Source organism: Nitrospira sp. Ecomares 2.1 (assembly GCF_965152585.1).
The window spans coordinates 2085322-2112164 of the sequence record NZ_OZ224219.1 but is presented as its reverse complement, the minus strand read 5'-3'; the positions used below and the strand labels follow the sequence as shown (position 1 = coordinate 2112164).

Genomic DNA, 26843 nt, shown 5'->3' with positions numbered 1-26843 from the left:
GCTCCCTCAAAACCACGAAGTTCGAAAAAAAACAGCAGAATGATCGCCAACCTCAGTCTCTATCCCACCATGAAAGATTCTGGCCTGCCCTGGGTAGGCGAGATTCCGGCTCATTGGGACCTCTTACCGAACCGGGCGTTCCTGCGAAGACGCAAGATTCTGGTCGGAGAACGCCACAGTGACTATGAGCTACTTTCACTAACAAAGGCCGGCGTGATCGTGCGCGATATCTCAACGATGCGCGGCAAGTTCTCCACGGACATGGGTACGAGTCAAGAGGTAAGAGTAGGAGATTTTGTATTTTGCCTTTTTGATGTCCCGGAGACACCGAGGACTGTCGGACTTTCTGAGCATAACGGAATGATCACTGGTGCATATACGATTCTTGAATGCCGCAACAGTCAGCTCGCCCGATTCGTAGAGGCCTTCTACATCGCAATGGACGACCGGAAGTTGCTGAGTCCACTTTACTCGGGCCTTAGAAACACGATCCCACCTTCCACATTCCTGGGTATAAAGACACCGGTTCCCCCTTCTTCCGAACAACTCGCGATCGTTCGCTTCCTGGACCATTATGATCGGAAGATTCGGCGGTATATTCGGGCCAAGCAGAAGTTAATCAATCTGTTGGAGGAGGAGAAGCAGGCCATCATCCACCACGCCGTCACCCGCGGCCTTGACTCCAATGTTCGCCTCAAACCCTCCGGCGTGGATTGGCTGGGGGACGTGCCAGAGCATTGGGAGGTGCTTCGAGGGAAGTATGTGGGAAGGCTGTATTCGACACCTTCAGTCTTGGACAACGAACTCACCGAAGACAGCGTTGGCAACTCCATGTACCTGAAGGTGAGCGATCTCGGCGCTGTTGATGACTCGCTCAGGCTGACCCATAGCAGGCTATATGTGAAGAGGTCCTTGACTCGAAGGTCGACTCGTCGCTCGCTGCTTGTATTTCCAAAACGGGGCGGCGCCATCTATACGAACCGGGTCGCACTTGTCGACTTGGCTTGTCTCGTTGACCCCAATTTGATGTGTTGGGAGATCAGCGAACGTTTTGATCCGCATTACGTTGCTCTGTTGTTAAAGACGCGGACACTTGCGGATCTGGCCGATGTCTCAAGTGTTCCTCAGATCAATAACCACCATATCAATCCGATACCGTTTCCAGCCCCACCGGTCGACGAGCAAATCGCAATCGTCGCTGGTTTGGCAGTGAACCTTAGCGGCCTTAAATCTGCAATCAGCCGAGTCGAACGCGAGATCGAACTCCTCCGCGAATACCGCATTACCCTGATCGCCGATGTAGTCACCGGCAAACTCGATGTGCGCGGGGTAGCGGCCCAACTGCAGGATGAATCAGTTGAACCTGAAATAGACGAATTGAGGGAGGAGGTCGAAGAGCAAGGTGATATTGAGGAAGAAACTGATTTTGATGATATCGCCGGGACCTCCGAGGAGGCCATCCTTGCCGACTAAACCCAAGGGACGAAAAACTGGCTCCGCTCAAACGCCTGCCAACGCTTCCAAAAGGCCTGGCAAAGATCCTGGGGGCAATGTGGTCTTTTATCGATCGCCGGATGGAATGGTTCGCCTCGAAGTTCAACTCGCTCAGGATACTGGCTGGCTGACTCAGCAGCAAATGGCCCCTCTATTTCAACGTGAACGGTCGGTGATCACCAAACATATCAATCATGTCTTCAAGGAAGGCGAGCTTACCCCAAAAAGCAATATGCAAAATTTGCATATTGGCGGCTCAGACAAGCCGGTCAGGTGTTTCACCTTGGATGTCGTGATTTCCGTTGGTTACCGGCTCAAATCCAAGCGCGGACTCCAATTCCGCAGATGGTGCGCCTGGCCTTGTGCCCCTTCCACGATGGAGGCCATGCATGCCCACTGACACCAGCGAACGCGGCCTTGAGCGGCTGATCTGTACGGCACTGACGGGTCATCCCTGTGATCCCCCAAAACCGGGTGAGGAGATGCTCGAACGGCCGGCTACTTATGGGGTCGGGTGGATCGGGGGCATGCCCGAGAACTATGACCGGGAATACTGCCTAGATCTGGCCCAGCTCTCCATTTACCTGCAGGAGACGCAGCCCGAGGCGGCTGAGGCGCTCAATCTTGGACAAGAGGGCCCAACGCGGCGTAAATTCCTGGCCCGCCTTCAGGGCGAGATTACCAAGCGAGGCACCATTGAGGTGTTACGCAACGGGGTCAAGCATGGGGCATACCACCTAGATCTCTTCTGTGGCACGCCATCACCAGGGAACGAAAAAGCCCGGAAGCGCTATGCTGCCAACCGCTTCAGCGTCACACGCCAACTCCGCTACAGCCGGGACGAAACCCAGCTTGCCCTCGACCTCGGGCTGTTCATCAACGGCCTGCCGATCGTGACCTTTGAACTGAAGAACAGCCTCACCAAGCAGACGGTTGCTGATGCCGTCCAGCAATACCAGCGGGATCGCGACCCGCGTGAGAAGCTCTTCGAATTCGGACGCTGTGTGGTGCACTTTGCCGTGGACGACCACGAGATACGCTTCTGCACGCACCTGAAGGGCAAAGCCTCGTGGTTTCTTCCTTTCAACCTGGGCTGGAATGATGGCGCCGGGAATCCGCCTAATCCGAATGGGCTCAAGACCGATTATTTGTGGAAACGCATCCTCACGCGCGACGGGCTAACGAACATCATCGAAAACTACGCCCAGATTGTCGAAACAAAAGATGAAAAGACCGGTAAAAAAAGGGCCGTTCAAATCTGGCCGCGCTTCCACCAGCTCGACGTGGTGCGCAGATTGTTGGCCGATGCCGGGCAGCATGGGGCGGGCAAGCGCTATTTGATCCAACATTCAGCAGGAAGTGGCAAATCCAACTCGATCGCCTGGTTGGCGCACCAATTGATTGGTCTGCACAAGGACGACACAACCCTTTTCGACTCGATCATTATCATTACCGACCGACGCATTCTCGACCAGCAGATCAAAACCACCATCAAGCAGTTCGCGCAGGTGGGATCGACCGTCGGGCATGCCGAGCATTCGGGTAACCTGCGGAAGTTCCTGGCCGAGGGCAAAAAGATCATTATTTCGACGGTGCAGAAGTTCCCGCATATCATGGATGAAATTGGCAGCGAACACCGCGGGCGACGGTTCGCCATTATTATCGACGAAGCACACTCGAGCCAGGGCGGGCGTACCTCCGCCAAAATGTCCCTTTCACTTTCGGTAGCCGGCGCCACACCCGATGACGAGGAGGAACTCGAGGACACTATCAATCGCCTTATTGAAGCCAAAAAGCTTCTGCCCAACGCGAGCTACTTCGCCTTTACCGCCACACCCAAGAACAAGACGTTAGAGATTTTTGGAGAACCCGATCCACAGGCGGACGGCACGGTTAAGCATCGCCCCTTTCACAGCTATACGATGAAGCAGGCCATTCAGGAGGGCTTTATCCTTGACGTGCTCAAGTACTACACCCCGGTGAATAGCTACTACAAACTGATGAAGACAGTTGAAAGCGACCCCGAATTTGACACCAAGCGCGCAAAGAAAAAACTCCGGCGCTATGTGGAGAGCCACGAGCACGCGATCGGGCTTAAGGCCGAGATCATGGTGGATCACTTTCACGAGCAGGTGTTGGCGCTTAACAAGATCGGCGGCCAGGCACGGGCCATGGTGGTGACGAGCGGCGTCGACCGTACAATTCAGTACTACCATGCCATCCACGACTATCTGATTGAGTGCAAGAGTCCCCATCGGGCCATCGTCGCCTTTTCAGGTGAACATGACTACGGCGGGGCAAAGATTACCGAAGCCTCGCTGAATGGATTTCCATCCAATCAGATTGCTGACAAGATTCAGGAAGCCCCCTATCGCTTTCTGGTCTGTGCCGATAAATTTCAGACCGGCTATGATGAGCCGCTTTTGCACACCATGTATGTGGACAAGGTGCTGTCGGGCATCAAGGCGGTCCAGACGCTCTCGCGTCTGAATCGGGCACACCCCCAAAAGCATGATGTCTTTGTGCTCGACTTTATGAATGACGCCGACACGATTCAAAAGGCGTTTGCGGACTATTACCGCACCACAATTCTGGCAGAAGAGACCGACCCTAATAAGTTGCATGACCTGAAGGCCACGCTCGACGGTTATCAGGTCTATACAGACTCCCAGATCGATGAACTGGTAAGACTGTATCTTTCTGGCGCGGATCGCGACCAGCTCGATCCAATCCTTGACGCTTGCGTCGCTGGCTACAAAGAGCAGCTGGACGAGGACGGCCAGGTGGACTTCAAAGGCAAAGCAAAAGCTTTTACCCGCACCTACGGTTTCCTCGCCCAGGTTCTGCCATACACTAGCACCGAGTGGGAAAAGCTTTCGATCTTTCTGAATTTCCTCGTTCCAAAGTTGCCGGCACCCGTGGAAGAGGATCTTTCTAGGGGCATACTTGATGCCATCGACATGGACAGCTACCGTGTCGAGAAGCAGGCGGCTATGCAGATCCAGCTACCGGACACCGATGCGGAGATCGAGCCGGTGCCGACGGCCGGCGGTGGGCGCAAGCCGGATCCTGAACTGGATCGGCTCTCCAATATCATCAAAACCTTCAACGATCAGTTCGGGAATATCCCTTGGAGCGACGCCGACCGTGTGCACAAATTAATCACTGAAGATATACCCAATCGTGTTGCGGCGGACACGGCCTACCAGAACGCCAAAAAGAACTCCGATAAGCAGAACGCCCGCATCGAACACGACAAGGCCCTGGCCCGCGTCATGACGGCCGTGCTCAAGGATGATACGGAGTTGTTCAAGCAGTTCATGGACAACGAATCATTCAAACGATGGATGACGGATACGATCTTTGGACTGACCTACGACAAAAAGGTGGCGAGCTGATATATGCACAACTGGAATACTAGTATGGAACTTGGTACCGCTTTTTCCCCATGCTTAATCTAATTTTCCCAATTGGAGTTGGTGATGGCAAATTCTCCATACCTTAACGAACCCAATAGACTGGCCGAGGTAATTTCAGCCATTCAGGCAATGGGCAACTATAAATTTTATAAACTTGATTTTGAGGGATGGGCGGATAGAATTTCTGGAGAAAAGAATAAGGCGGAACACTGGAAACAGATTTTCATTGAACATCCGGAATTTTTCCGCCTGGATGCTGAAAGAATGAAAGCCTCTTTGGTTTGGCGTCGAAATTACCAAAAATTGTATGACATAGATGGGGAGAAAAAATTAACACGAGAAGAGTTTTTTCAATTGTCTGAAGAGCAAAGAAAAAGGATATCTCGAAATCCTCTGACAAATGCGGATATTAACACCTTGATCAATGCAGCAATCAACCTGCACTCTCGGGCCTTAGAGCATCAAAAGGATACTCGCTGGTGGCTTACAATCCTCATGAGTGCAGGAGTGGGTGGAATGATAAGTGTGTTGGGGTTGGTTGTTGGAAGGCTATTATAGCCAATGATCTAATTTTCTCCGTGGGGGAATCTCATATGGATGAGGAAGAGACCTTCTTGAGGGTTTATCGGGCAAAGTCTTGGCAGAAACGCGCAAGAGGCTGCGCAAAAGATGGCAAGAAAGATCTTGATGGAGAATTTATATTTTGGTGGATTGCTTTGAATGCGTTGTATGGTCAACCGAAGGAGCGAAAGGAAATTAAAGAAAAGTTTCAAAAATATAATATAACTGAACTGCAATGCCTAAAGTCTTTCCTGGAGGATGTCTCCAGTTCACCTCATGTGGTTAAAGTTTTGACTTACCACTCCAACCCCAACAAACAATTTAGGGATGATGTGTTAGAGAACATCTTTCTTCTGAAGGATATTTGGACCCAGCAATTATCCGCTAAAGACTTGGAGGCACATCCTGCCTGGGGCTTAATAGAAAAGTCTGTAAGGTCAGCTGAAAACAATTTAAGAAAAGGCCAAATAGATAATTATCTCAAACAAATTTTTGAGCGGCTTTACGTTCTAAGGAACCAGATTTTTCATGGTGCTTCTAAAGATCAATCCAGAGCAAACCGGAGGTCTCTCACCAGCGCTGTGCCGGTATTGGCTGAGCTAGTTCCGGTTTTCATTAAGGCTGTTGAGGATCATGGAAAAAACATTAGGAGTGATGGAGCCCCTTATGCTCCTTTTAAAGGGCAAAAATCTTCCAGACATCCTCTATCGGAACAAGATTTTAAAGGTCCTCCGAATTTCCCAAAAAAGGCAACCAACTTCAATGCGAAGGGAAAAGTCTGATTTGCTATTTTTTACCTCGGCGAGCAAGAAGATATCGGCAAGTTCTTTTCCGGCTTCCTGAAGTACCTCTACCAGCCCCAGGCCGTAGAATGAGCACAATTAAAAAAATTCATTGTAATGGATGAACGCACACAAAGAGGGGTCAATTGGAAGACTGATGACCCCCAGGCAATGTAAGATGGACCTTTGCCATGAAACTCTCTAATGCCGCCAGGGCTATTGTGGATGTCAGAAAGCTTCGCGACTATTGTCTCAGCCGTGAACATCCGCGAGGTCAACACAAAGCCCGTGTCTTTCAGAGCGCCTTGGGATGGACTGCCGCCTCGGCAGAAGAGGTTCGTCGAAGGCTACTTGAAGTCGTACAGAGGGAAAAAGCCACTTTCCTCGGTTCAGATGACTATGGAAAGCGGTATGCGCTAGACTTTTCAGTACACGGCCCCGCTGGGCCAGTAACTGTTCGAAGCTTGTGGATCGTTCGCCGTGATGAGGACTTTCCACGATTCGCCTCATGCTATATCCTATAGGAAGGAGATTACCTCATGATTCAAGATATTTGTGTCCTGGATGTGGTCGCCTTGACTAAGGATATTCCTGAGAGCAGCTTGCTGCGAGGACAAGTGGGGACCGTGGTGGAATCCCTTGGACCAGATATGTTTGAAGTGGAATTTGTGGATAATGACGGCCGAACCTACGCGACGCTCCCCCTGAATTCCAGCCAACTCCTCGTGCTGCATTACCAACCTGCGTGACCGTATGTAGAAATTGGCTCCATTGTCGTCATCGGGGTTAGGTCTTGCATTCACACATCACCTACCTTGCCCCTAGCCCTTCACTTCCTTCTCCATTACCCCATTTGTCTTAGCCGCCATCGTGTTGAAGTGGGAGGGACTTTTTCTTTTCGTTTTTCTTCGGTTTTGATCGGGTGAGAGAAAAGAGATAGATGCCCGATAACGACTAGGCAAAAAGAGATCAACCCTTTTGTGGAATAATTAACTACCCACTAGCAAACAACGGTGGAAATGGATCTCAGGAAATACAGAAGGAAACCGTGGCCCTTCCCCAATAAATGCGGAAAACTCAACAGGCCATGAGCCCCGATGAGTACATGCGCCTGGCCATTGTTATGGCGCAGAAGGTCCCCCAGTATCCTTTCGGAGCCGTGATCGTTCGACGGACAACCGGAGAAGTCCTCGCGAAAGGGTACAACCGTTCTTCCCGCAATCCTATCGTTCACGGCGAAATCGATGTGATCAATCGTTGTGCGGCCGCCCATGCACCGGTCGATTGGACAGCCCTCGATTTGTATACAACTGCTGAACCCTGTCCCATGTGTCAGAGTGCGATCGAATGGGCGGGCATGGCCACTGTCTACTTTGGCACGTCGATTCCGTTTCTCCAACAACATGGGTGGCGGCAAATCGATATTCGGTCTGAGGAGGTGGCACGAAGGACTCCTTTTCGGAATACGAAGGTTATTGGGGGGATTCTGGAGCAGGAGTGCAATGCGTTATTTGAGGCGGCACAGGGCGAAGCGATGAAGCCTTAAGTATTTCGAACATGAATTTGGGAAAGAATCAATGTGTGTTGCGTAGATGCCGGGTTTCGGCCCGGCAGCCGAGCCACTTTTGTTTCGGCAAAAGTAGCCAAAACCATTTTGGCCGTGGCATGGCCCTTCGGGTGTCCTCCGCGGTTCACCGTCACCGGCAGCGGGCAAACTCGCGGAGCTTGTCCTGAGACAACGCCGAAGGGCTCAAACACTGCCCGCCTTTTCTCCGGTGCCGGCTGCACTGCTCGGCCATGCCACCAGGCCAGGGATGCATAGAGGAAAAGGGTGAATGAACAAACCGGCTGGAAAAAGTAGGAGGACCGTATGCGATATGCCATTGTGATTGAAAAATCGCCTGAAAACTTTGCGGCGTATGTGCCGGATTTACCTGGGTGTGTGGCAACTGGGGCGACCCTGGATGAAACTGAAACACTCATACGAGAAGCGATTGCATTCCATCTTGAAGGAATACAGGCCGATGGCCAACCCCTCCCACCTCCCAGTTGCCAAGTCGAATACGTCGAAGTTTCAGTCTAACTCCTCTTTCCACTGTGTTCCTTACATACGGGGTTTCACCCCCCTGCGACGAGCCACTTTTGTTTCGGCAAAAGTGGCCAAAACCATTCACGCCCCGGCTGGCCTCATTGCAGAGGAGGGACGCCAACTCTGAAGAGGGCGGCCCAACTCGCAGGGCTCACACAAGGGCCGCTAGCGGATAAGAGCGTCCCTCCCTTGGGCCAGCCGGCAGGCGTCGGATCAAGGGGCCGCTGATTGGCACGCCGCCACGCTTGCCCGACTTGAAGGTTATAATGGAAGAACCTCTTCTTATTTGTTCTGCTGTTCGATGACTTCCCTCGGACAGTCAGGCGAGATGTGGTAGCAGCAGTTATTACTGCCTGCACCGAAATTCATTTTCCACCTTAGGAATCAGATTATTGTTTATGACTACGCGTTGAACGCTTTAAGGTACAGCCTTGAAGGTGTATCGTTCTCTTGATAGGATCAGTGAGGATGCCACAATGACATTTGCAGAACTTGTCCGATTATTAGAAAAACAGGGATTCTCCTTGTTAAAAGAGAAAGGCTCCATTCGATATTATCAGAAACGTGGTCATGACAAACTCATTCGCGTCGATTATCATGGTAAAAAAGAGGTCCCATCGGGAACATGTCATGCCATTTTGAAGGCTGCCCGGATCAAGCAATAAAGGAACAGGCTATGATTGATTTACCCTATTCTCTCATCATTGAAGCAACCGACGATCCCACATTTTTCGGATTTTATTCTCCCGATCTCGAAGGATTTTCGGGCACAGGGCATTCCATTGAAGATTGCCTGTATCACGCTCGATGGGGAATGGATGAGCATATCACCCTTTTACAAACCGAACACTTACCTGTCCCCCCAAACAATCCGCAACCCACCGTTCTCATCAAAAACGCCCAACCCGCCGGCAGTATATCCTGAAATTACGCCCTTAGGCCTCTTTCGCCTGACCCACGCATTTACCGTCTCATTCAACCGATTGGCAGTGTTGCAGTTTCATAAAAGATACATTCCAATGGCATTGAGTTAACTCTCGTTATCTGGATGAATTTTTTTCACTATGAGACGCAGACAAGTCTTTGCGAAAGACCCCGCGCTCGACTAGCCAACCGAATGTCGATAGCATGGCCGATCATGAATTGATAAGGAGACTTGATATGGCTACGATCACGATTTCACCGAGATTTCAAATTGTGATTCCCAAGGACGTGCGCGAGAAACTTCACCTGACCTCTCAACAACGTTTGCAGGTTGTAGAAAAGGGTGGAGTCATTAGCCTCGTGCCGGAAGTGCCGCTTAAAAATCTGAAGGGAGCACTGAAGGGCATGTCCAAGGCAGCCATTCGCGAAAAACCGGGACGGGCGTGATCTATATCAAATAGGAATTCCCGAAAGTAGTCAGAACGCGTTCTTGGGGGAATAGCGATCCGGCCATCCGCCGGGCTGATTTTCCGCTCCAGAATTATCAATCGTTTTAAACTTCTTCCTCATCACGCCTACTCGTTGCTGGCTGATAGATGCCGGGATTCGGCCCGGCAGCCGAGCCACTTTGGTTTCGGTCAAAGTGGCCAAACCCATTGACGCCCCGTCTGGCCTCATTGAAGAGAAGGGACGCCAACTCTTTAAAGAGCGGCCCAACTCGCAGGGCTCAAACAATGGCCGCTAGATGCTAAGAGCGTCCCTCCTGTGGGCCAGACGGCAGGCGTCGGATCAAAATGAAAGTGTACCGTGGCAAAATCCACGGAGGGTGGCCCAAATCGCGGAGTTTATCCTGAGCCAACCTCGAAGGGCTCAAACACTGCCCGCCTTTTCTCCGGTGCCGGTTGCACTGCTCGACCATGCCACCAGGCCAGGTGAAGTTAGATAAAAGTGACTCTCAACTCGCATGGCTCAAACAAGGCCTCCCAGATGCGAAGAGCGTCCCTCCCTGGGATCAGCCGGCAGGCGTCGGACTAAAACGAACCTTGCAGGGCTTCCGCCGAGATCTATTTGAAAACAAGAGAGGATGGGCTCGGCTTTAAGGAGGCTCAGGGTCTTGGGCTTTGCTATGGGCATGACCTTACGGGAGGAATTTTTCCTATTAACCCCAATTCTAGCTTACAATAAGGAAGTCTGGTAGATTGCCAAAATTTACAACTTCGGACAGAGGGAGAATATTCATGAATACCAGAACGTTGGATCAGCATATCGAGTGCACGCCTGAAATAGCGGGGGGAAAACCACGCATTGCCGGACATCGCATTACCGTGCAGAATGTGGTGATTTGGCATGAGAGCTTTGGTAAAAGTGCAGATGAAATCGCGAACGAATATGGGCTGACCTTAGCAGATGTCTATGCGGCGTTGGCGTACTATTTTGATCGCAGGGAGGAAATTGACCGGGATATCACTGAGCACAAGGCCTTTATTGCAATGTTGCGACAGGAGATTCCTTCGAAACTGAAAGAAAAGCTTCGGTGAGCCAAAAGATCCGGTTTTATGCAGATGAGCACATAGCCAAGCGGTTATACTTGGATTACGACAGCGTGGCGTAGACATCCTCGCTGTGAAGGAAACTGACATGCTGAGTGCTTCTGATGCGGAACATTTTACGCGGGCTCAACGTGATAACAGAGTAATCGTCACTCAAGATGACGATTTCCTTCGTTTCCACGCGGCTGGCAAAAACCATAGTGGAATCGTGTACGCACCTCAAGGAATATCCATAGGCGAGATGATACAGGGATTGCTATTGATAACTCAGGTCCTGGATGCAGAAGAAATGCAAGGCCAGGTTGAATTTTTGTAAAAAAATAAAAATATCGGGTGACATTCAGCATCTACTTTGTCTTCCTGTTTCTCCTTCCACATTCTCACTCTTCGAAGATGTCGGGGGTTCGTCCCCGTGCGACGAGGTCCTTTTGTTTCGGCAAAAGGCCCCAAACCCATTGACGCCCCGTCTGGACTCCTTGCAGAGGAGGGACGCCAACTCTGAAGAGGGCGGCCCAACTCGCAAGGCTCAGACAAGGCCCGCCAGATGCTAAGAGCGTCCCTCCTGTGCGCCAGCCTGCAGGCGTCCGACCATAGAGACAAAACTTTCATTGATGACCATGAAAGAGGGAGGAGCGAAGAGCCAACAAGAAATTAGAGAATTTTTTATAATTTGAGGAAGGGAGGCTCTGTCCCCTATACTTTTCAAGCCTAATTACCACATGACTTCAAGCACTTCATGGTCATGGTGGGGTTCCACAATCGCAGCTAGTCCTTGCCCGTCGGAGCTTTGTCCATCCCGCACACACCATGCGAGACCTTTTCCCTCCAACTTGATGACGAATACACCGCCCAGGAAATAGTTCACGAGCCAGGCGAATGTGGGAGTTCCCCCGGTCGTCGACGCTGACCAATAGTTGGCCGATTGCACGTTTTGAAACGGATGGACATCCGGCAAACAGAGACCCCCACCTAGGCACAGCACCGAATTGATATCCAGCAGACTCGCCAGTTGCTCCCGCATGGGCAACGCCCAGCCTTTTCGTCCCCCCACCTCGCGGGTGGTACAATGGCTGATGGCCCCGGCCCAGGTAAAGGCCTTCATCGAAGGGGAGGTCTCCCACACAATGCCCGTTTCCCGGTCACAGTACGCGACCCCATACAGGACCGGGACAAACCGGTCCGCACCCGCGAATTTTTGTTCCCTCATCTTGGATCCACCACACTGCCCCATCGCGTCGGGGTCGGTGGAGGCATATATCTTATTGTTCAGGATTTCGATGTGCGGGAGAATGTCATGAATCGGCTGGCCCGGCTTGTTCTCTGGTGGTCCATTATGGGCCAAGATGACTCCCGGCAGCGCCAGACACACAACTAGAGGCGCCGCCGCCCCCACACACGAAATGGTTGATCGTTGAGCAAACATCCAAAATCTCCCTGGGTAAGGTAGGACCGACTTCCCTGCTGGTTCCTCCCACTGGTTCGGAATGAGGAATCAATATTTCCTTCCATAAGATACTGTAGCCCATACGAATGGTATCTGGTAAGACCGGCCCGCAATCACGGCAACCGTGTTGTCTCTCTGCGATTATTGTTGCCGGGGTTTCGCCCCCGGACGGCGAGGTCCTTTTGTTTCGGCAAAAGGACCCAAAACCATTGACGCCCCGTCTGCTTCATGAAGGCGGAGGGCCGCTAACTTTTTTAAGAGCGGACCAACTCGCAAGGCTCAAACAAGGTCCGCTAAATGCGAAGAGCGTCCCTCCGGGGGGCCAGCCGGCAGGCGTCGGACCATAACGATTCTTTCAGCAATTTCTATGAAAAACAGAGGAACGTCGGAAGGACGATGGCGGGAAGATAGGTGCGGGGGTGCGGCCAGGCGAAATTATTCCGGTGGAGTGGCTGGTGTGATTATCTTCTATTCACTGACATTGTGGCGGGTTGAGAGCGGTTTTTTCTTTTTGCTTTTCTCCGGGTTCCATTGATCTTTGATATTTTTCTGTTGACCCATTCGTTTAAGGCTATCCATACGGTGTTCTCGCCACTATCGGCTCTGGCTATCTCCTGTGCAAGCGTGAGAATCTCTTGATACGAACGCACGTGTAATGCTACCTGATCCTGTCTGACCATCTGCGTGAATTCTCCCCATTCATGGGATTTGACCTTTTTGGCCATGGGCAGATCCGCATTGTCTGCATAGACGATAACTACCGCCGGTTGCTTGTTTTTCTGCCGTGCCAGCTTATAGGCCACCACCAGATTGCGCATCCATTGGTAGGCCGCTCCCGCGAATGGGCAGGGCTGGTAATCAGTTTCGGCATCGAGATAAAAGACCTTCGGAATGATGTCCCAATATTGGATGCCTTTATCACTTAATGGGCAACGACTGGTCATGGTAATTCCGCGAAGGCTTTTCTGCATATAGTTTCCCTGGCACGGGATAGAGCCATTGCGCCGTACCGTTTGCGAACAGGCGCCTCCATCCTGCTCGGTGAATTTACATTCAAACAGAATCACCGAATTGGGACTTTCCGCATAGACATCCACTTGCGTCGGGCGAGGTTCATTGAGCAATGATGGGCGCACGCGCGATTCCAGGGTGATGTTCCAGTGACCGCCGGCCGGAACCCCAAGGTTGGTTGCCAGCGCATCAAGAATCACATCACAATCGGATGAGGTTTTGATAGTTCCGAAGACATCAATGGCCAGGGCTTGGGATGAATGTGCCACATGCGTATCGATGGCTCCTCCCCGGCCTGTGTGCCACGGAAATGTTTCCCATGGTTCACAGGCTTGATGCGCGAGAGGAAAGATATTGTGTTCGATGCGTGTTCTGGTGGCTTGGTCCATAGGTATCGGCTTTCACTGTGAGACTGGGATGTCGGAATGTGGCGTTTATTGTCTTTATCGGTGAATGGGGCTTGAAGCTGAATATAGAGGGGAATGGAGATTAGCGTTTTTATTTTTAAAAGGATGGATAAGAATGAAAATTGTTTCACCTCCCGCAATTCTGGGATGTCGTAGTGATAGGAGAAGGCCCACTCCACCGACCCTATCGTGCCCCTTTGACATAAAACCTCCTTACAACGAATGAGAAAAAGATCGCTGCCCGATTGGGAATGTTCGAAGCGATGCGAATAATTGATTGATGCCGGATTTCGGCCAGGCAGCCGAGCCACTTTTGTTTCGGCAAAAGTAGCCAAAACCATTGACGCCCCGTCTGGCCACATTATAGGGGAGGAACGCTAACCTGAGAAGAGCGTCCCTCCTGGGGCCAGCCGGCAGGCGTCGGAACAACATTAAAGCGTACCGAGACAAACCCACGGACGGCAGGCAAACTCGCGGAGTTTATCCTGAGCCAACGCCGAAGGGCTCAAACACTGCCCGCCTTTCCTCCGGTGCCGGCTGCACTGCTCGGCCATGCCACAAGGCCAGGAGAGGCTAGGGGGGAAGGATGAATGAATTCGCCGGGCTCATACACGGTCCACTAGAAAAGAAGAGCGTCTCTCCTGTGGGCCAGCCTGCAGGCGTCGAACTATTGGGAACATTCCAGGGCCTTCCATGAAGCAGACTGGAGAGATGGGAGGCTGCCTTGTCTAAACACCACTGCCGCTGGCAGATTTTTTCAGCATGCTGCGGGATGCCACCTTTTCCATAACCGATGGCTGGGAGCATTGCGTATATCGAAGATTTTCTATTCTTCGATTGGGTATAATCCCGCTATGCGTGACTTGATAATATCGACTCTTCGATGCCACGTTCCCATGATGAGGACTTCGGCCTTTCTCATGCCGTTTTTCACTGCGCTCTGCCTCATCCTCCTCCCGGTATTTGCGCAATCGGTACAGTCCGAGACGGACCAGGGCGCATGGCAGACGGCAACCCCGGCACCCACGAAGCGGACTGAGGTGGCAGCCGCGACCTTGAACAATACAATTTACGTCGTGGGCGGTTTTGAGCAGCCCGGCTTGAGTAACTTTATCAATCTTGGGATCACCTCATCCCTACAAGCCTACGATCCTGCCACAGACCGATGGACGGCCAAAGCGCCCATGCCGGTCGGCCTACACCATCTGGGTATCGGGGTGGCAGGCGGGAAGCTGTATGTCATTGGCGGTTACAAGCAGGCGGGACTCAGCGTCTGGCAGTCGGTTGCCACGGTGTATGCCTACGATCCAGCCATGGACACTTGGACGGAGCGCGCCCCCATGCCGACTCCTCGCGGGGCCTTGTCCGTGACAGCGCACGACGGAAAACTGTTTGCCATCGGCGGCTACGACGGGAAGGCCAATAGCTCAGCCGTCGAGGTCTACGATCCCCAAACCAATACCTGGACTGTGCGCACGCCACTGCCGACCCCTCGCGATCATCTTGCGGCCGCAACCGTGGCCGGTAAGGTGTACGCAATCGGCGGACGAGTAAACGGCGACTATCGGCAAAATCTCGCTGTTATGGAAGTGTACGATCCCGTCACCGACCGCTGGTCGCGGGCCTCAGATCTTCCGACTGCCCGCAGTGGGATCACCGCGGCCGAAGTTGGCCGTCGGATTTATGTCTTCGGCGGCGAAAAGGAAGAGGGGACCTTTCGTGAAAACGAGGCGTATGATCCGGCGCGTGACGCCTGGCAAACCATGGCACCCATGCCGACAGGACGCCACGGCCTCGGGTCTGCGGTAGTGGATGGCCGTATATACGTCATCAGTGGCGGGCCGACTCCAGGAGGCTCCTTTAGTGATCTGAACGAAGTCTTTACTCCACCTGGATCCGGTACCTCCAAACGCTCTAACCCATGAGGCGCAAATCAGCCTGACAGATCTGGTCCCTCTAAATATTTGAGATGACATATTTTCATGGGGCATCGTATAATTTACACAGTCAATAGGAAGTGGTGATGTTTAGCAGATTTTGATTCAGGGCTTGAAAGGAGAATGTATGGAGTGGAGAGCGAGTCATATTTTAGTGAAAGAAAAAGGGTTGGCCGACGACCTGAGAAAACGCCTGAAAACCGGTGGTAAATTTGCCGAATTGGCGAAAGAATTCTCGACCTGCCCCAGTGGTTCCAAAAGTGGGGATCTTGGGTGGTTTGGTCCCGGCAAAATGGTCAAGGCCTTTGAAGATGCGGTCAAACGCCTGGGGCATGGCAGTCTGAGCCCCGTGGTTAAAACCCAGTTCGGATACCACATCATTAAAAAAACCGGGCAAAAGGAATAATCCTCTTGCCAGAGACATCTTTCGCGATTCACACAGATCATTTTTGAACCGGTGACCCGGAGGTTGTTCTTCCCTACATTTTCGGGATCCTACGTAAATGATGGCTCGAGCCCTTCAACGTGACTCTCAGGATAAGCTCTAGAAGGCTCCATGCCTCTGCTGGTCATCCTCAAACGTGTAGGCCCTCCCTAGTTATCGGTTCACTAATGATGAGCGCTGTGGGGCTGGCGGTTTGACCGCCTTGCGGCTTCGTGATTAAGGCCGTCATGCCGAAATAGCCACCTGATGTGAGCCTAGGCCTTGTCATTGTCGATAATGGATTGACGTGCTTGCGAATCGTTCCGACGATGAAACTCACGACACATGCTTCTTCAATTAGGACAGACCCCATAGGTTTTCCTGGCGTATTGTGGCCATATCACTAATGGGCTCCCTATATAAATAATGAACGCGCGTTTCATCAAAGAATTTCTCCATTAGGTATCTGATCGGATACAGGATCGTATCTGATTGGATACGCAATCTCCCACTCCACACATATTCCATTTTCCATTGGCGTTCCTTTTGTTTCTTTCTTTTTCTATAATCCCGCTGGTTTGTCATGTGATCAGCCAGTGACGGAGGAGCCTTCCGTTGCGCTCGCATGAATCTTGAGTTTCCAGTAGGCAGGAACGGGAGAGTGGCTGTCATTTTTTATCAAATGGAGGACGTTTTGAGTTGTCCAACCACACAGATGTTCTTTTCCCTCAGCAATGAACTGAAGCCGAAATGCCTTATCCGACAGGTATCGGATTCCAGGGAAAACTTGCGAGTGAATCATGTCTTTTGAAAAAAGTGATGACTCAAAAATTCCTGTTACGGGGTTATTGATTCTGCTAACCGTGCTTGGAGGATTTCTGTATTACCAACAACCCTTTCGAAGTGAACGACCCGTTAATGAACAACAAGGCAAGTCGTTGATCGTTGGGGACAAGCGGGTTCAAAGCCGGCTCTGGCAGGACCCTTTCGCATCGGTAAAGGCTCATAAAAATGCCGAACCCAAGGCCAACCCATCTCAGTCTGAGGCCCCGTCATCACAAGATTCCCTCAATGGTTCCGGGACCAAGGATCATCATAAATTAGGCATTCAGTTGCGTGAGATCACGGAGACCATAGGGACAACCGAACCAAACTTCAAAGTCCTGATCGTCGTGACAGAAGGGACTCCCTTTGCTTCCGGAACAGAATACCGGTTACGCCATCGCTACGCGGTGGTGTCCGCTCTCGGGGAGGCCGGGTATATCCCCGAAGAAGGAGAGTTTTTCCGATATTTTGGGTGGGACCGCACAAAACTTAAAGGAAATGATACCTGCTGGGATGAAAGTTGTCCCACCCTTGATGTGCCTCTCGAATGGTTTAAACCACAGAACAAGCAAAAAAACAATGTCCTGGTCTTATGGGTCAAGGATCAGGACCTGGAGAAAAAGCCCTTGGCGTCCCTGGAAGGCCTCGTGGCATTCGTCAAAAATCCAGAACCGGACTTTCGAAAGAATCAACAAGGTAAACATTCACCTGATCCCACCATGTCGTTTACGGTTTTAGGGCCCTTTCATTCCGGAACGTTACGCGCCATGATCGGCGAAGTGCTCGCAAAGCGGAGTCAGGAACCTCCCTCCACCTCTCCAACAGAGGGTTCGCACGCGATTGAATACCTTTCCTTTTCTGCAACGGCGTCTGATGCCGTTCTATTTGAAGGTTTCCCTCTTGGGAGAGAAGAATGTGTGAGTGAAGCCACGTGCTGGGAGTATATGAGGTCCTTGAACTTTGATGTGCATCGTGTCATCGGAACAGATGAAGAACTGGCTAGAACACTCGTCGAGGAATTAACCAAACGAAGGGTGAACCTTCAAAATGGACATGATCATATTGCCTTGATCGGCGAGTGGGATACGCTCTATGGGCGGAAATTGCCTCTGACCTTTCTTGAGGTGACGAAAACGACTCCGGATCTTGATCTGATATCCAAAATTGAAAATTTAGGAGACGTCGACTGGCCGGATTGGGCCCATCGCTTTAGCTATCTTCGTGGAATTGACGGTGAGCTTCCCCAGAATATGAATGGCTCTGACGGAAACTCCAAGGGTGACGGAACCGATTCCGGAAACTTTTTAAATTTCCGCAATAGAGGTCTTGAACGCCCGGAAGGCCCGTCGCAATTCGATTACCTGAGGCGTTTGGCCTTACAAATTAAAGTCGAAGATCAAAAGATTCGTGAACGCTGTATGGACAATGTGGGGGAAGGATCGTGGCCCATCTGTCCGGGCTTTAAGGCCATGGGCATTTTGGCAGGAGATGTCTATGACAAACTGCTGCTCCTCCAAGCGTTACGGAAGGAATTTCCCGGGGTCATTTTCTTTACCACCGATCTTGATACCCGTCTCCTCCATCCGGCCCAATATCAATGGACGCGGAATCTTCTGATTGCTTCCCATTTTGGCCTACGCCTTCATCCCCAGATTCAGGGCTCGATTCCCCCCTTTCGTGATGCCTATCAAACCTCGTTATTCTTATCCACGCTGCTGGCTCTTGACCCCGTCACCGTATGTCGGACAGCTTCCTCCTTTTTTTCTCATGGGACATGCGACGATTCACCAGACACCCACTCTTATAAAAGAACGCCGAGAGTCTTCGAGGTCGGACTGACAGGCGCGTACGACCTGAGTGCGGACCCCAGCACCATTCATGCTGCACGACCGGATTTTGAAAAGGGAAAGCCGGCCCCCCTCATTAGCTTGCGGACGTTCTTACTGCTGGGATGTATTGTATTAGGTGGTTGGGTGATTTATGCGGCCATGAGCCGGAGAGCCGTGTTTCTTGCCAAGACCACATGCAAGTCCCACATGTTTTGGATTTTCTTGGCCGCAATCGTCGGTATGTACTCCTTGCTTTTGGTGTCCATCACAGACCAACTCAAGGATGGAGAACCATTTGCCTGGCTGGAAGGCATCAGTGCTTGGCCCACCGAAGTACTCCGGTTAGCCGCGTTCTTTTTGAGTCTCTTGTTCCTTTGCCGGGGATACAGAACCCTTCAGGCCAAATTTCGTCAAATGGAAGAGGAATTTCAACTCCATCCAGGGCAATGTTCAGGATGGTTCGAATGGAAAAAATGGATGGAATTCGGCCCTGATCCTATAGGGAGTCGCGTATCCCCCAAAAATACCGTTCGGGAATGCTGGGAAGTCTATACGGCATTAATGAGCCTCAAATGCGCGGGATCTCGTGTGGTCGTTCAAACGATCGTCTACTTGTTTCTTTTTGCCTTTCCAATCTTTTTTCTCATTGGATTTCCCACCACCCCTTGCCGGGGTGACACGTGTTTTATCTGGGATAAGGTGATTCTCTTATTGAGCGTGGTCACCATGTGGCTCCTGGTGTTTTTTGTGGTGTATGCTACACGGCTTGGCGCCCGGATGGTGGATTGGGCATTACAACGAGGGGTTCAATGGCCCATTCAGGATTCGGTCCGGGAACCCTGGTTCCACAGTGCACTGAACATTTCCCTGGCCCATATCCAACAGAGTCTGCGGTTCTGTGGCCAGCTCACAGAAGTGGTCGGGACCTTAATCTATTATCCCTTTATCATCGTCCTGGTCATGATTGTGTCACGCTCTTCATTTTTTGATGACTGGGATCTTCCGATCAGTCTTCTTCTTGTGATAGGGAGCAACATCGGGCTGGCCATTTTTTCAGCCTTCCATTTCCGGCAAACGGCTGAGAACGCCAGGGGACGCGTTCTCAATGAGCTGACATCCATGTTGAGCACGAGTTCAGGCTCTGCACGAAAAGTTCAAATACAGAAGGTCATCAGCGGGGTGCAGCACTTTAGGAAAGGGGCGTTTTGCCCGTTTGCTGAACAACCCATTTTGAAGGCCTTCGCTATTCCTTCCGGTGGCTATTTCCTCATGCTGTTTATTGAATATCTTGGCAGGTGATTGGACCGGAATCCATTGAAGAGAACCATCCCACGGGGAGCCACGATTATACCCCCCGTGGGATTGATGGAGTGGCGTTAGGCCTCTCCATTTTCCCGGGCGGTGAGGACGAATTTGCCATCAACCATCTCGCCCACGATCCGTTGCCCATCCATGGCTTTCCCCTGGATGATCAGGCGTGAGAGCGGCGTTTCGATTTCCTGTTGAAGCAGGCGCTTCAACGGCCTGGCTCCGTAGACCGGGTCGTAGCCCCGCGCAGCCAGGTCGGCCAGGGCCGCCGGAGAGAGTTCCAGTGACATTCGCCGATCCGCTAATCTGACCCTGAGGCGTTCCAATTGGATTTCCACGATTTGCGCAAGCTCTTCCCGTTTTAACGGATGGAAGACGACGATTTCATCGACCCGGTTTAAGAATTCCGGACGGAAATGCTGTTGAATTTCTTTGAGCACTAACGCGCGAATGCCTTCGTAGTCCATATTCCGTTGCTGGGCCTCTAGAATCTCCTGACTGCCCAGATTAGAGGTCATGATGAGCACGGTGTTTTTAAAGTCCACGGTTCGGCCTTGTGAGTCGGTCAACCGCCCGTCATCTAGGACTTGGAGGAGGACATTAAAAACATCATGATGCGCCTTTTCAATTTCATCGAAGAGGATGACCGAGAAGGGTTTGCGCCTCACCGCTTCGGTTAACTGGCCGCCTTCTTCATACCCCACATACCCTGGAGGAGCGCCGATCAATCGGGCTACGGTATGTTTTTCCATATACTCCGACATATCAATACGGACCATGTTGGCTTCGTTATCGAAGAGCGTATGCGCCAGCGCCCGTGCCAACTCGGTTTTACCCACGCCGGTCGGGCCCAGAAAGAGGAACGAACCGATGGGTCGATTGGGATCTTTGATGCCGGACCGCGCGCGCAACACGGCTTCGGCCACCGCCTTGACCGCTTCATCCTGACCGATGACGCGTTTGTGTAACCATTCATCGAGGTGCAGCAGCTTTTCCACTTCGCCTTGAAGTAGCCGGCTCACGGGAATGCCGGTCCATCGACTGACCACCTCGGCAATGTCATCTTCATCGACCTCTTCCTTGAGCAGTCGGCTCGTCCCCTGTTGATTGGCCAGCCGCTCTTCTTCGTCTTTCATGGATTTTTCCAGTTTGGGCAATGTCCCATAGCGCAACTCCGCCACACGATTCAGGTCATACTGCCGCTCAGCCTGCTCGATTTGTTGTTTGGCACCCTCGATCTCCTGCCGGATCGTTTGTAATTTCCCGACAGACGATTTCTCGGCATCCCACTGGGTTTTTAAGTCTTTCAGGGCTTCCTGTTTGCCTTTCAACTCCTGTTCGATCGTGGTCAACCGGGTGCGAGAGGCCGCATCGGTTTCTTTCTTTAAGGCTTCCCGTTCAATTTCCAATTGCAGAACTTTTCGAGAGATCTCATCCATTTCGGCGGGCATGCTGTCGATTTCAGTCCGTAAGCGCGCACTCGCCTCATCAATGAGGTCAATCGCTTTATCAGGCAGAAACCGGTCACCGATATATCGATTGGATAAGCGGGAGGCTGCCACTAATGCCGAATCTTTAATGCGCACCCCATGATGGACTTCATACCGCTCCTTTAACCCGCGCAGGATGGAGATGGTATCTTCCACCGAAGGCTGATCGACCACGACCGGTTGGAACCGCCGCTCCAAGGCCGCATCTTTTTCAATATGTTTCCGGTATTCATCAAGAGTGGTAGCGCCAATCAGATGGAGTTCCCCTCTGGCCAACATCGGCTTCAGCAAATTGGCGGCATCCATGGACCCCTCTGCCGCTCCGGCCCCCACAACTGTATGCAACTCATCGATGAACAACAGGATCTGTCCCTGAGAGGATTGAATTTCTTTGAGGACGGCTTTTAATCGCTCCTCAAACTCCCCGCGAAATTTGGCACCCGCTACCAGGGCACCCATATCGAGCACGATCAAGCGTTTATTTTTAAGTCCATCGGGCACATCCCCTTTAATGATCCGTTGTGCCAGTCCTTCGACAATGGCAGTTTTTCCCACTCCAGGTTCACCGATCAGGACCGGATTGTTCTTGGTGCGGCGGGACAGGATTTGCACGACCCGACGAATTTCTTCATCCCGGCCGATGACCGGATCCAATTTGCCCTGGCTGGCCAATCGGGTCAAATCACGCCCATATTTTTCTAGTGATTGATAGGTCCCTTCCGGATCCTGGCTGGTGACGCGTTGATTGCCTCGCACCTCCTGGAGACCGGCGAGCACCTTATCCCGCTTGAGTCCCATGGACGTAAAGACGCCTCCTTCGGCTACCATGGCCAGGATGACATGCTCGACACTCAGGTAGTCATCCCGCAGTTCCTTCATCTCCGTTTCCGCCTGATTGAGCACCTTTGCCAGGCGAGGAGAGAGATGCACCTGCCCTGGAGGTGCCCCACTGCCCTGAACCTGAGGAACCTTCTGAAGCGCTTGTTCTGCGGCATTTTTGACGGCGGTGGGCGAGACACCCGTATGCTCTAATATCGGGTGAGCCAATCCACCGGATTGCTCCAGCAAGGCCAGCAGGAGATGCTCCACGTCAATCCCTTGATGGCTTCGTCGCATCGCGATCCCCGAGGCAGCCTGCAGGGCTTCCTGTAATTTGATCGTCATCCGGTTAAGGTCCATTGGCTTCTCCCCGAAAAAAGAATGAATAAATGTAAAATTTTCCTCTCACTATAAGAGATAACAATCCCTGGATCGTTTTCAACCCCTCTGGACTGATTCACACCTGACATTCCTCCTGCTGCTAGAAACACCCAGAGAAAACGAAGTGTGAAAAAGGTATATGCCGGATTCGCTAGGAGGGTGACGAGCACAGAATGCGTTCGTACAACTGATGCACCCTGGTGGTATGTCGACGATAGTCGCTCAGGAACGCTTCCATGGCCTGGGCAACGGTGGCCTGTTTGAGGTAACCCATTCTGACGGCACATTTGGCAATCTCTTCGGACTTGTTCGGAAGCAGATGCGTTTGAAATTCATGAACCATTTGAAGTTTGTTCTCAAGATTTCTTAGAAACACATACGACTCTTTTAGCAGGCGAGCGTCCTGTGCCGTCAGTTTCTCAATGTGCGTCAACTTCACCAATGCTTTGAGTGTTTGCCGATCGCGTATTTTAGGATACGCCTGTCCCCAACGCAGTTGAAGGGCTTGCACAATAAACTCTATTTCCCGAATGCCTCCGATGCCCAGCTTGACATGTCGGTCGACTTCCCCCCGGCGAATCATTTTGGAAATGATTTGTGACCGGAGCGAATGAATAGCCGAAAAGACCTGCCCTTCGTCTTCTTCATTCCCATACACAAAGTCTGTCAGCCCCTTAATTAAGGCCTGCCCCACACGGAGATTGCCGGCAATGGGCTTGGCTTTGAGAAAGGCCAGACGTTCCCAGGTTCGGCCTCGACCCGCGTAATAATGAAGGGCATCCTCAAGGGAGGAGGCCAACGGCCCGACCATTCCTTCCGGACGGAGACGGAGATCGACTCGAAACAAGGCGCCTTCGGCTGTCGGCGCCGTCAAGACCGCCGTGAGTTCCCTGGCCAGAGTCTCACAATACAGCACACGAGCAATACTGGTTTGTCCCCTCCCCGCTTCCGTCTTCCCTTCGGGCGCATGGTACACATAAATAAGATCGACATCCGAGCTGTAATTCAGCTCCCAGCCTCCGAGTTTCCCCATTGCCAGCACGGAAAAACCGTCAGCCTTTTTCCCGGTCGATCCTCCCTCTCCAAAATCGCCAAACCGCTTGGTTAATTCCTGGCTCACCAGTTCATACACCGCCTGAATAACTACGGAGGCGAGATCCGACAACACGGTATAGGTTTCTACGGGCGTGGCGATGCCCAACAAATCGCGAATCCCGATTCGGAGCATTTCGCGCCGCTTCATCCGCCGTAACGCTTCACATTTCGCCTCGAAACTCGTTACGGTACCAAGGGCGGCCTGCACGTTGGCCTCAAGGGCAATCCGGGTCATCCGCCGGCGCAGGACCCCATCATCTTCGATCCAATACACGAGTAACGGATCACGGATAAATGTTTGCGCCATGGCCGGGCTATTCCCGAATGCCGTGCCCATCACTTCGACCACATGCGGGACCATTGCTAAATATTGAAAGAGTTGAAGCCGTTGGATACCGGAGTCGACATACCGTTCCCATTCATTCATGGCCTGATCCGGATCCGCCGTACGCGCAACACTGCGTAACACGGCGGGCAGAATGGTCGCCAGGGCTTTCCGGGTGACCGGTTCCCCGGCCATGGCCTGAAGGTTCTGGTCGGCGCGTTTCCAATCCTGTAGGCCATAGGCCTGAAGTATCCGGGCTACGTCTTGAGTGATAAGTCCTGAAGCCAGGAGTAAAGGCGTGGGATCGGGAAGGCGGGCTGCGGGAGGATCCTCTTCGGAAGCTGCGTGTGGTTTGAAAGCAGTCATCGTGAAAAAAGAAAATTATACGGGAGCGCGTCCGACCTTACAATCCAACATTTTTTCAGTATACTCGGGCACCATGACCGAAGCAGAGCGGATCCAGTCGTATCAAACCCAATGTCCTGATCTTCGTCCGGCCTTAATCAGAGATTTTGTCCAGCAGATGGACCCGGATTATTTTGAAAGCTTTCCTCCCGCCGCCATCCTGGAACATTTAGTCCTGGCGAACCAGCTCACGTTTGAACGACCCTGTGCGATCTCGATCCGGACCCTGCCCACCCGGCAATTTCAACTGACGCTGGTGGGTTACGATTATTTTTCCGAGTTTGCCACATTCTGTGGCGTCTTATCCTCCTTTGGGCTGGATATTCGAGAGGCCACGATTTTTACGTCTTTAGAAAAGATGTCTCCAACTTTTCCCTCAACATCATCATTGCAAGGCCATACCTCCACGGGCTCCTCCTCACAAGCGACTCGAGGGTTGACCCGGAAAATTGTCGTGGATGTCTTTCATGTGCAGGCTCTTGAAGATCTGAAATTTGCCGAACCCGAACAACGTGAGTTTCAAGAGATGGTGACGGCCCTTCTCGTCCTTCTTCAAAAGAATCAGATCCGGCAGGCCCGTCGACAGGTGAATCGCCGGCTCGTTGAAAATTTAGAGAACATGCGTCAAAAACCAACGGAGTTGGTCCATCCGGTCCACATCACATTTTCCAACCCGCGCGGCGGTCATGAAACCATTCTGGATATTAGCTCAACCGATACGCCGGCGTTTTTGTACACCTTTGCCAATGCCCTGGCCATGCGCGGGATCTATATTGTGAAAGCCAAGATTGAAGTCGCCAACCACCGCGTCCGCAACCGTCTTTACGTCCGCGGACGCCAGGGCGGAAAAATTCAGGGAAAAGGCGAACAACAGGAACTACGAACGGCGGCCACCTTACTCAAAGAATTCACCCATTATCTGAGGTGGGCACCGGACCCCGGGAAAGCGCTCGATCATTTTGATCAATTCCTGGATCTCTGGTTAGAGCAGGCCAATTCCCCCTCGCATCTCACCAAGCTGAGCCAGGCTTCCACGCTGGAACGACTGGCTCAACTCTTTGGCAGCAGTGATTACCTGTGGGAGGATTTACTCCGACGGCAACATGACAATTTGTTGCCCATGATGAATCAATATCAAAAAGGCCCCCTGATTCGATCAAAATCGGTACTCACCAGGGCCATCGAGCCGTTATTGCTGAAAGCCAAAACTCCTGTCCACAAAAAACAACGTTTGAATCAATGGAAAGACGAAGAGCTGTTTCGAATCGACATGCGTCATCTCCTGGAAAATAGTCCCCTCCCCGACTTTTCCCAGGCCCTGACCAATCTTGCTGATGTCATTCTCAACCAGGCCCTTCTGCATTCTCAACAGGCGATCAATCCGAAAGCCTCCCTCTCCGCTCCTCCATCTATGGCGATTTTTGGATTAGGAAAACTTGGTGGTGGCGAATTAGGCTATGCCTCGGATATCGAAATTCTGTTCGTCTATCACATGCCGGGCAAACCCTCGCGAGGCCAGACGGACCAGAAATCCTCAGATTATTTTGAACGCTGGGCGCAGGAATTTCTCCAATGGATTGAAGCCAAGCAGGAAGGCATTTTTCACCTGGATACCCGCTTGCGCCCGCATGGAGAAAAAGGCCTCCTCGCCAATTCCCTCCAGGAAATTCAGCGCTATTATGCGCCTGAAGGTGGAGCCGCTCCTTTTGAACGGCAGGCGTTACTCAAACTCCGTTTTCTTGCTGGAAATCGTGCGGTAGGAAAAGCCGTTGAACGGCATCGTGACCAATTTGTGTATGCTCCCGACCCGTGGGATCTTCAGACGGCCCTCCATCTTCGTGAGCGTCAAATCAAAGAGCTGGTCCAGCCGGGAACGACGCATGTCAAATACGGAGCCGGTGGCCTGCTTGATGTGGAGTATACCGTGCAATATTTCCAACTCATGCACGGCCACGACCATCCTTCCATTCGCACGCCCAATACGCTGGAGGCCATCGATCACCTGAGCGGGGAAGGCCTGTTCACTCTTGAAGACGGAGCTCAGCTCAAAGACGACTATCTGTATTTTCGACAACTCATTGATGGACTCAGAATAGTCCGCGGCCATGCCCAGGATCTTGTCCTGCCACCATCCGGTTCTGATGAAATGGTGTTTTTAGCTCGCCGCCTCGGGATGCTCACCACAAACTGGCTTCAGGGAGCCGACGATCTGGAGCATGCCATTCACACCAGAATGACGAAAATCCGGAAACAATTCCTTCAACGGTTTCCCAAACAGTAACGCCCGGGAATCAAAAGGAAATAGTTATCTCCTTCATCTGACT

At 52.0% G+C, this 26843-nt stretch carries 23 protein-coding genes; 18 read left to right on the top strand and 5 right to left on the bottom strand.

The window, feature by feature from the left end:
- The first annotated feature begins 39 nt into the window (after nt 1-39).
- From ACWHYD_RS09220 to ACWHYD_RS09165, 12 genes are all read left to right on the top strand, one after another.
- The gene (locus tag ACWHYD_RS09220; protein WP_447965602.1) at nt 40-1473 is read left to right on the top strand and encodes a hypothetical protein; all 1434 of its coding nucleotides are present in this window, start codon (nt 40-42) and stop codon (nt 1471-1473) included.
- Nucleotides 1463-1894, top strand: a complete 432-nt coding sequence (rhuM, locus tag ACWHYD_RS09215; protein WP_447965601.1) for a RhuM family protein — start codon at nt 1463-1465, stop codon at nt 1892-1894. The genes ACWHYD_RS09220 and rhuM overlap by 11 nt, the downstream gene beginning before the upstream one ends.
- On the top strand, nt 1884-4892 hold the full coding sequence (locus ACWHYD_RS09210; RefSeq protein WP_447965600.1) for a type I restriction endonuclease subunit R: 3009 nt from the start codon (nt 1884-1886) through the stop codon (nt 4890-4892). The genes rhuM and ACWHYD_RS09210 overlap by 11 nt, the downstream gene beginning before the upstream one ends.
- 84 nt (nt 4893-4976) lie before the next feature.
- Nucleotides 4977-5471: an N-carbamoyl-L-amino acid amidohydrolase gene (locus ACWHYD_RS09205; protein WP_447965599.1), complete on the top strand. Its 495-nt coding sequence runs from the start codon at nt 4977-4979 to the stop codon at nt 5469-5471.
- A 35-nt stretch (nt 5472-5506) separates the two neighbouring features.
- Complete coding sequence (locus tag ACWHYD_RS09200) at nt 5507-6256, top strand: hypothetical protein (protein ID WP_447965598.1); 750 nt, start codon at nt 5507-5509, stop codon at nt 6254-6256.
- A 191-nt stretch (nt 6257-6447) separates the two neighbouring features.
- The gene (locus ACWHYD_RS09195; protein WP_447965597.1) at nt 6448-6780 is read left to right on the top strand and encodes a DUF6883 domain-containing protein; all 333 of its coding nucleotides are present in this window, start codon (nt 6448-6450) and stop codon (nt 6778-6780) included.
- Nucleotides 6781-6795: 15 nt separating this feature from the next.
- A complete protein-coding gene (locus ACWHYD_RS09190) occupies nt 6796-7005 on the top strand; it encodes a DUF4926 domain-containing protein (protein ID WP_447965596.1) in 210 nt (69 codons plus the stop codon).
- A 338-nt stretch (nt 7006-7343) separates the two neighbouring features.
- Nucleotides 7344-7802 (top strand): nucleoside deaminase, encoded by a 459-nt coding sequence (locus tag ACWHYD_RS09185; RefSeq protein ID WP_447965595.1) that lies wholly within the window; start codon nt 7344-7346, stop codon nt 7800-7802.
- Between the two features lie 324 nt (nt 7803-8126).
- Entirely contained in the window at nt 8127-8339 is a 213-nt protein-coding gene (locus ACWHYD_RS09180; protein ID WP_447965594.1) for a type II toxin-antitoxin system HicB family antitoxin, read from the top strand.
- Between the two features lie 482 nt (nt 8340-8821).
- Nucleotides 8822-9010, top strand: a complete 189-nt coding sequence (locus ACWHYD_RS09175; RefSeq protein WP_447965593.1) for a type II toxin-antitoxin system HicA family toxin — start codon at nt 8822-8824, stop codon at nt 9008-9010.
- Between the two features lie 11 nt (nt 9011-9021).
- Nucleotides 9022-9270, top strand: coding sequence for a type II toxin-antitoxin system HicB family antitoxin (locus ACWHYD_RS09170; RefSeq protein ID WP_447965592.1), 249 nt, complete (start codon nt 9022-9024; stop codon nt 9268-9270).
- A gap of 236 nt (nt 9271-9506) precedes the next feature.
- The gene (locus ACWHYD_RS09165) at nt 9507-9716 is read left to right on the top strand and encodes an AbrB/MazE/SpoVT family DNA-binding domain-containing protein (protein WP_447965591.1); all 210 of its coding nucleotides are present in this window, start codon (nt 9507-9509) and stop codon (nt 9714-9716) included.
- Between the two features lie 30 nt (nt 9717-9746).
- Here ACWHYD_RS09165 and ACWHYD_RS09160 read toward each other — a convergent pair whose 3' ends face one another.
- Nucleotides 9747-9926: a hypothetical protein gene (locus ACWHYD_RS09160; protein ID WP_447965590.1), complete on the bottom strand. Its 180-nt coding sequence runs from the start codon at nt 9924-9926 to the stop codon at nt 9747-9749.
- Between the two features lie 581 nt (nt 9927-10507).
- On the opposite strand from ACWHYD_RS09160, the gene ACWHYD_RS09155 reads away from it, so the two are divergent.
- On the top strand, nt 10508-10807 hold the full coding sequence (locus ACWHYD_RS09155) for a DUF433 domain-containing protein (protein WP_447965589.1): 300 nt from the start codon (nt 10508-10510) through the stop codon (nt 10805-10807).
- An 85-nt stretch (nt 10808-10892) separates the two neighbouring features.
- Nucleotides 10893-11135: a DUF5615 family PIN-like protein gene (locus ACWHYD_RS09150; protein ID WP_447965588.1), complete on the top strand. Its 243-nt coding sequence runs from the start codon at nt 10893-10895 to the stop codon at nt 11133-11135.
- Between the two features lie 396 nt (nt 11136-11531).
- On the opposite strand, the gene ACWHYD_RS09145 is transcribed toward ACWHYD_RS09150, so the two are convergent.
- Both ACWHYD_RS09145 and ACWHYD_RS09140 read right to left on the bottom strand, forming a co-directional pair.
- Nucleotides 11532-12242 (bottom strand): Lcl C-terminal domain-containing protein, encoded by a 711-nt coding sequence (locus ACWHYD_RS09145; protein ID WP_447965587.1) that lies wholly within the window; start codon nt 12240-12242, stop codon nt 11532-11534.
- Nucleotides 12243-12724: 482 nt separating this feature from the next.
- The gene (locus tag ACWHYD_RS09140; protein ID WP_447965586.1) at nt 12725-13663 is read right to left on the bottom strand and encodes a PGN_0703 family putative restriction endonuclease; all 939 of its coding nucleotides are present in this window, start codon (nt 13661-13663) and stop codon (nt 12725-12727) included.
- Between the two features lie 914 nt (nt 13664-14577).
- On the opposite strand from ACWHYD_RS09140, the gene ACWHYD_RS09135 reads away from it, so the two are divergent.
- From ACWHYD_RS09135 to ACWHYD_RS09125, 3 genes are all read left to right on the top strand, one after another.
- Nucleotides 14578-15606 (top strand): Kelch repeat-containing protein, encoded by a 1029-nt coding sequence (locus tag ACWHYD_RS09135; RefSeq protein ID WP_447965585.1) that lies wholly within the window; start codon nt 14578-14580, stop codon nt 15604-15606.
- Nucleotides 15607-15745: 139 nt separating this feature from the next.
- Nucleotides 15746-16024 (top strand): peptidylprolyl isomerase, encoded by a 279-nt coding sequence (locus tag ACWHYD_RS09130; RefSeq protein ID WP_447965584.1) that lies wholly within the window; start codon nt 15746-15748, stop codon nt 16022-16024.
- 818 nt (nt 16025-16842) lie between these two features.
- On the top strand, nt 16843-19995 hold the full coding sequence (locus ACWHYD_RS09125) for a hypothetical protein (protein ID WP_447965583.1): 3153 nt from the start codon (nt 16843-16845) through the stop codon (nt 19993-19995).
- 77 nt (nt 19996-20072) lie between these two features.
- Here ACWHYD_RS09125 and clpB read toward each other — a convergent pair whose 3' ends face one another.
- Entirely contained in the window at nt 20073-22673 is a 2601-nt protein-coding gene (clpB, locus tag ACWHYD_RS09120; protein ID WP_447965582.1) for an ATP-dependent chaperone ClpB, read from the bottom strand.
- Between the two features lie 172 nt (nt 22674-22845).
- Nucleotides 22846-24480, bottom strand: a complete 1635-nt coding sequence (locus ACWHYD_RS09115) for a [protein-PII] uridylyltransferase family protein (protein ID WP_447965581.1) — start codon at nt 24478-24480, stop codon at nt 22846-22848.
- 1 nt (nt 24481) lies between these two features.
- Between ACWHYD_RS09115 and ACWHYD_RS09110 the strand changes: the two genes are divergently transcribed.
- Nucleotides 24482-26800 (top strand): [protein-PII] uridylyltransferase family protein, encoded by a 2319-nt coding sequence (locus tag ACWHYD_RS09110; protein WP_447965580.1) that lies wholly within the window; start codon nt 24482-24484, stop codon nt 26798-26800.
- The last annotated feature ends 43 nt before the right edge of the window (nt 26801-26843 follow it).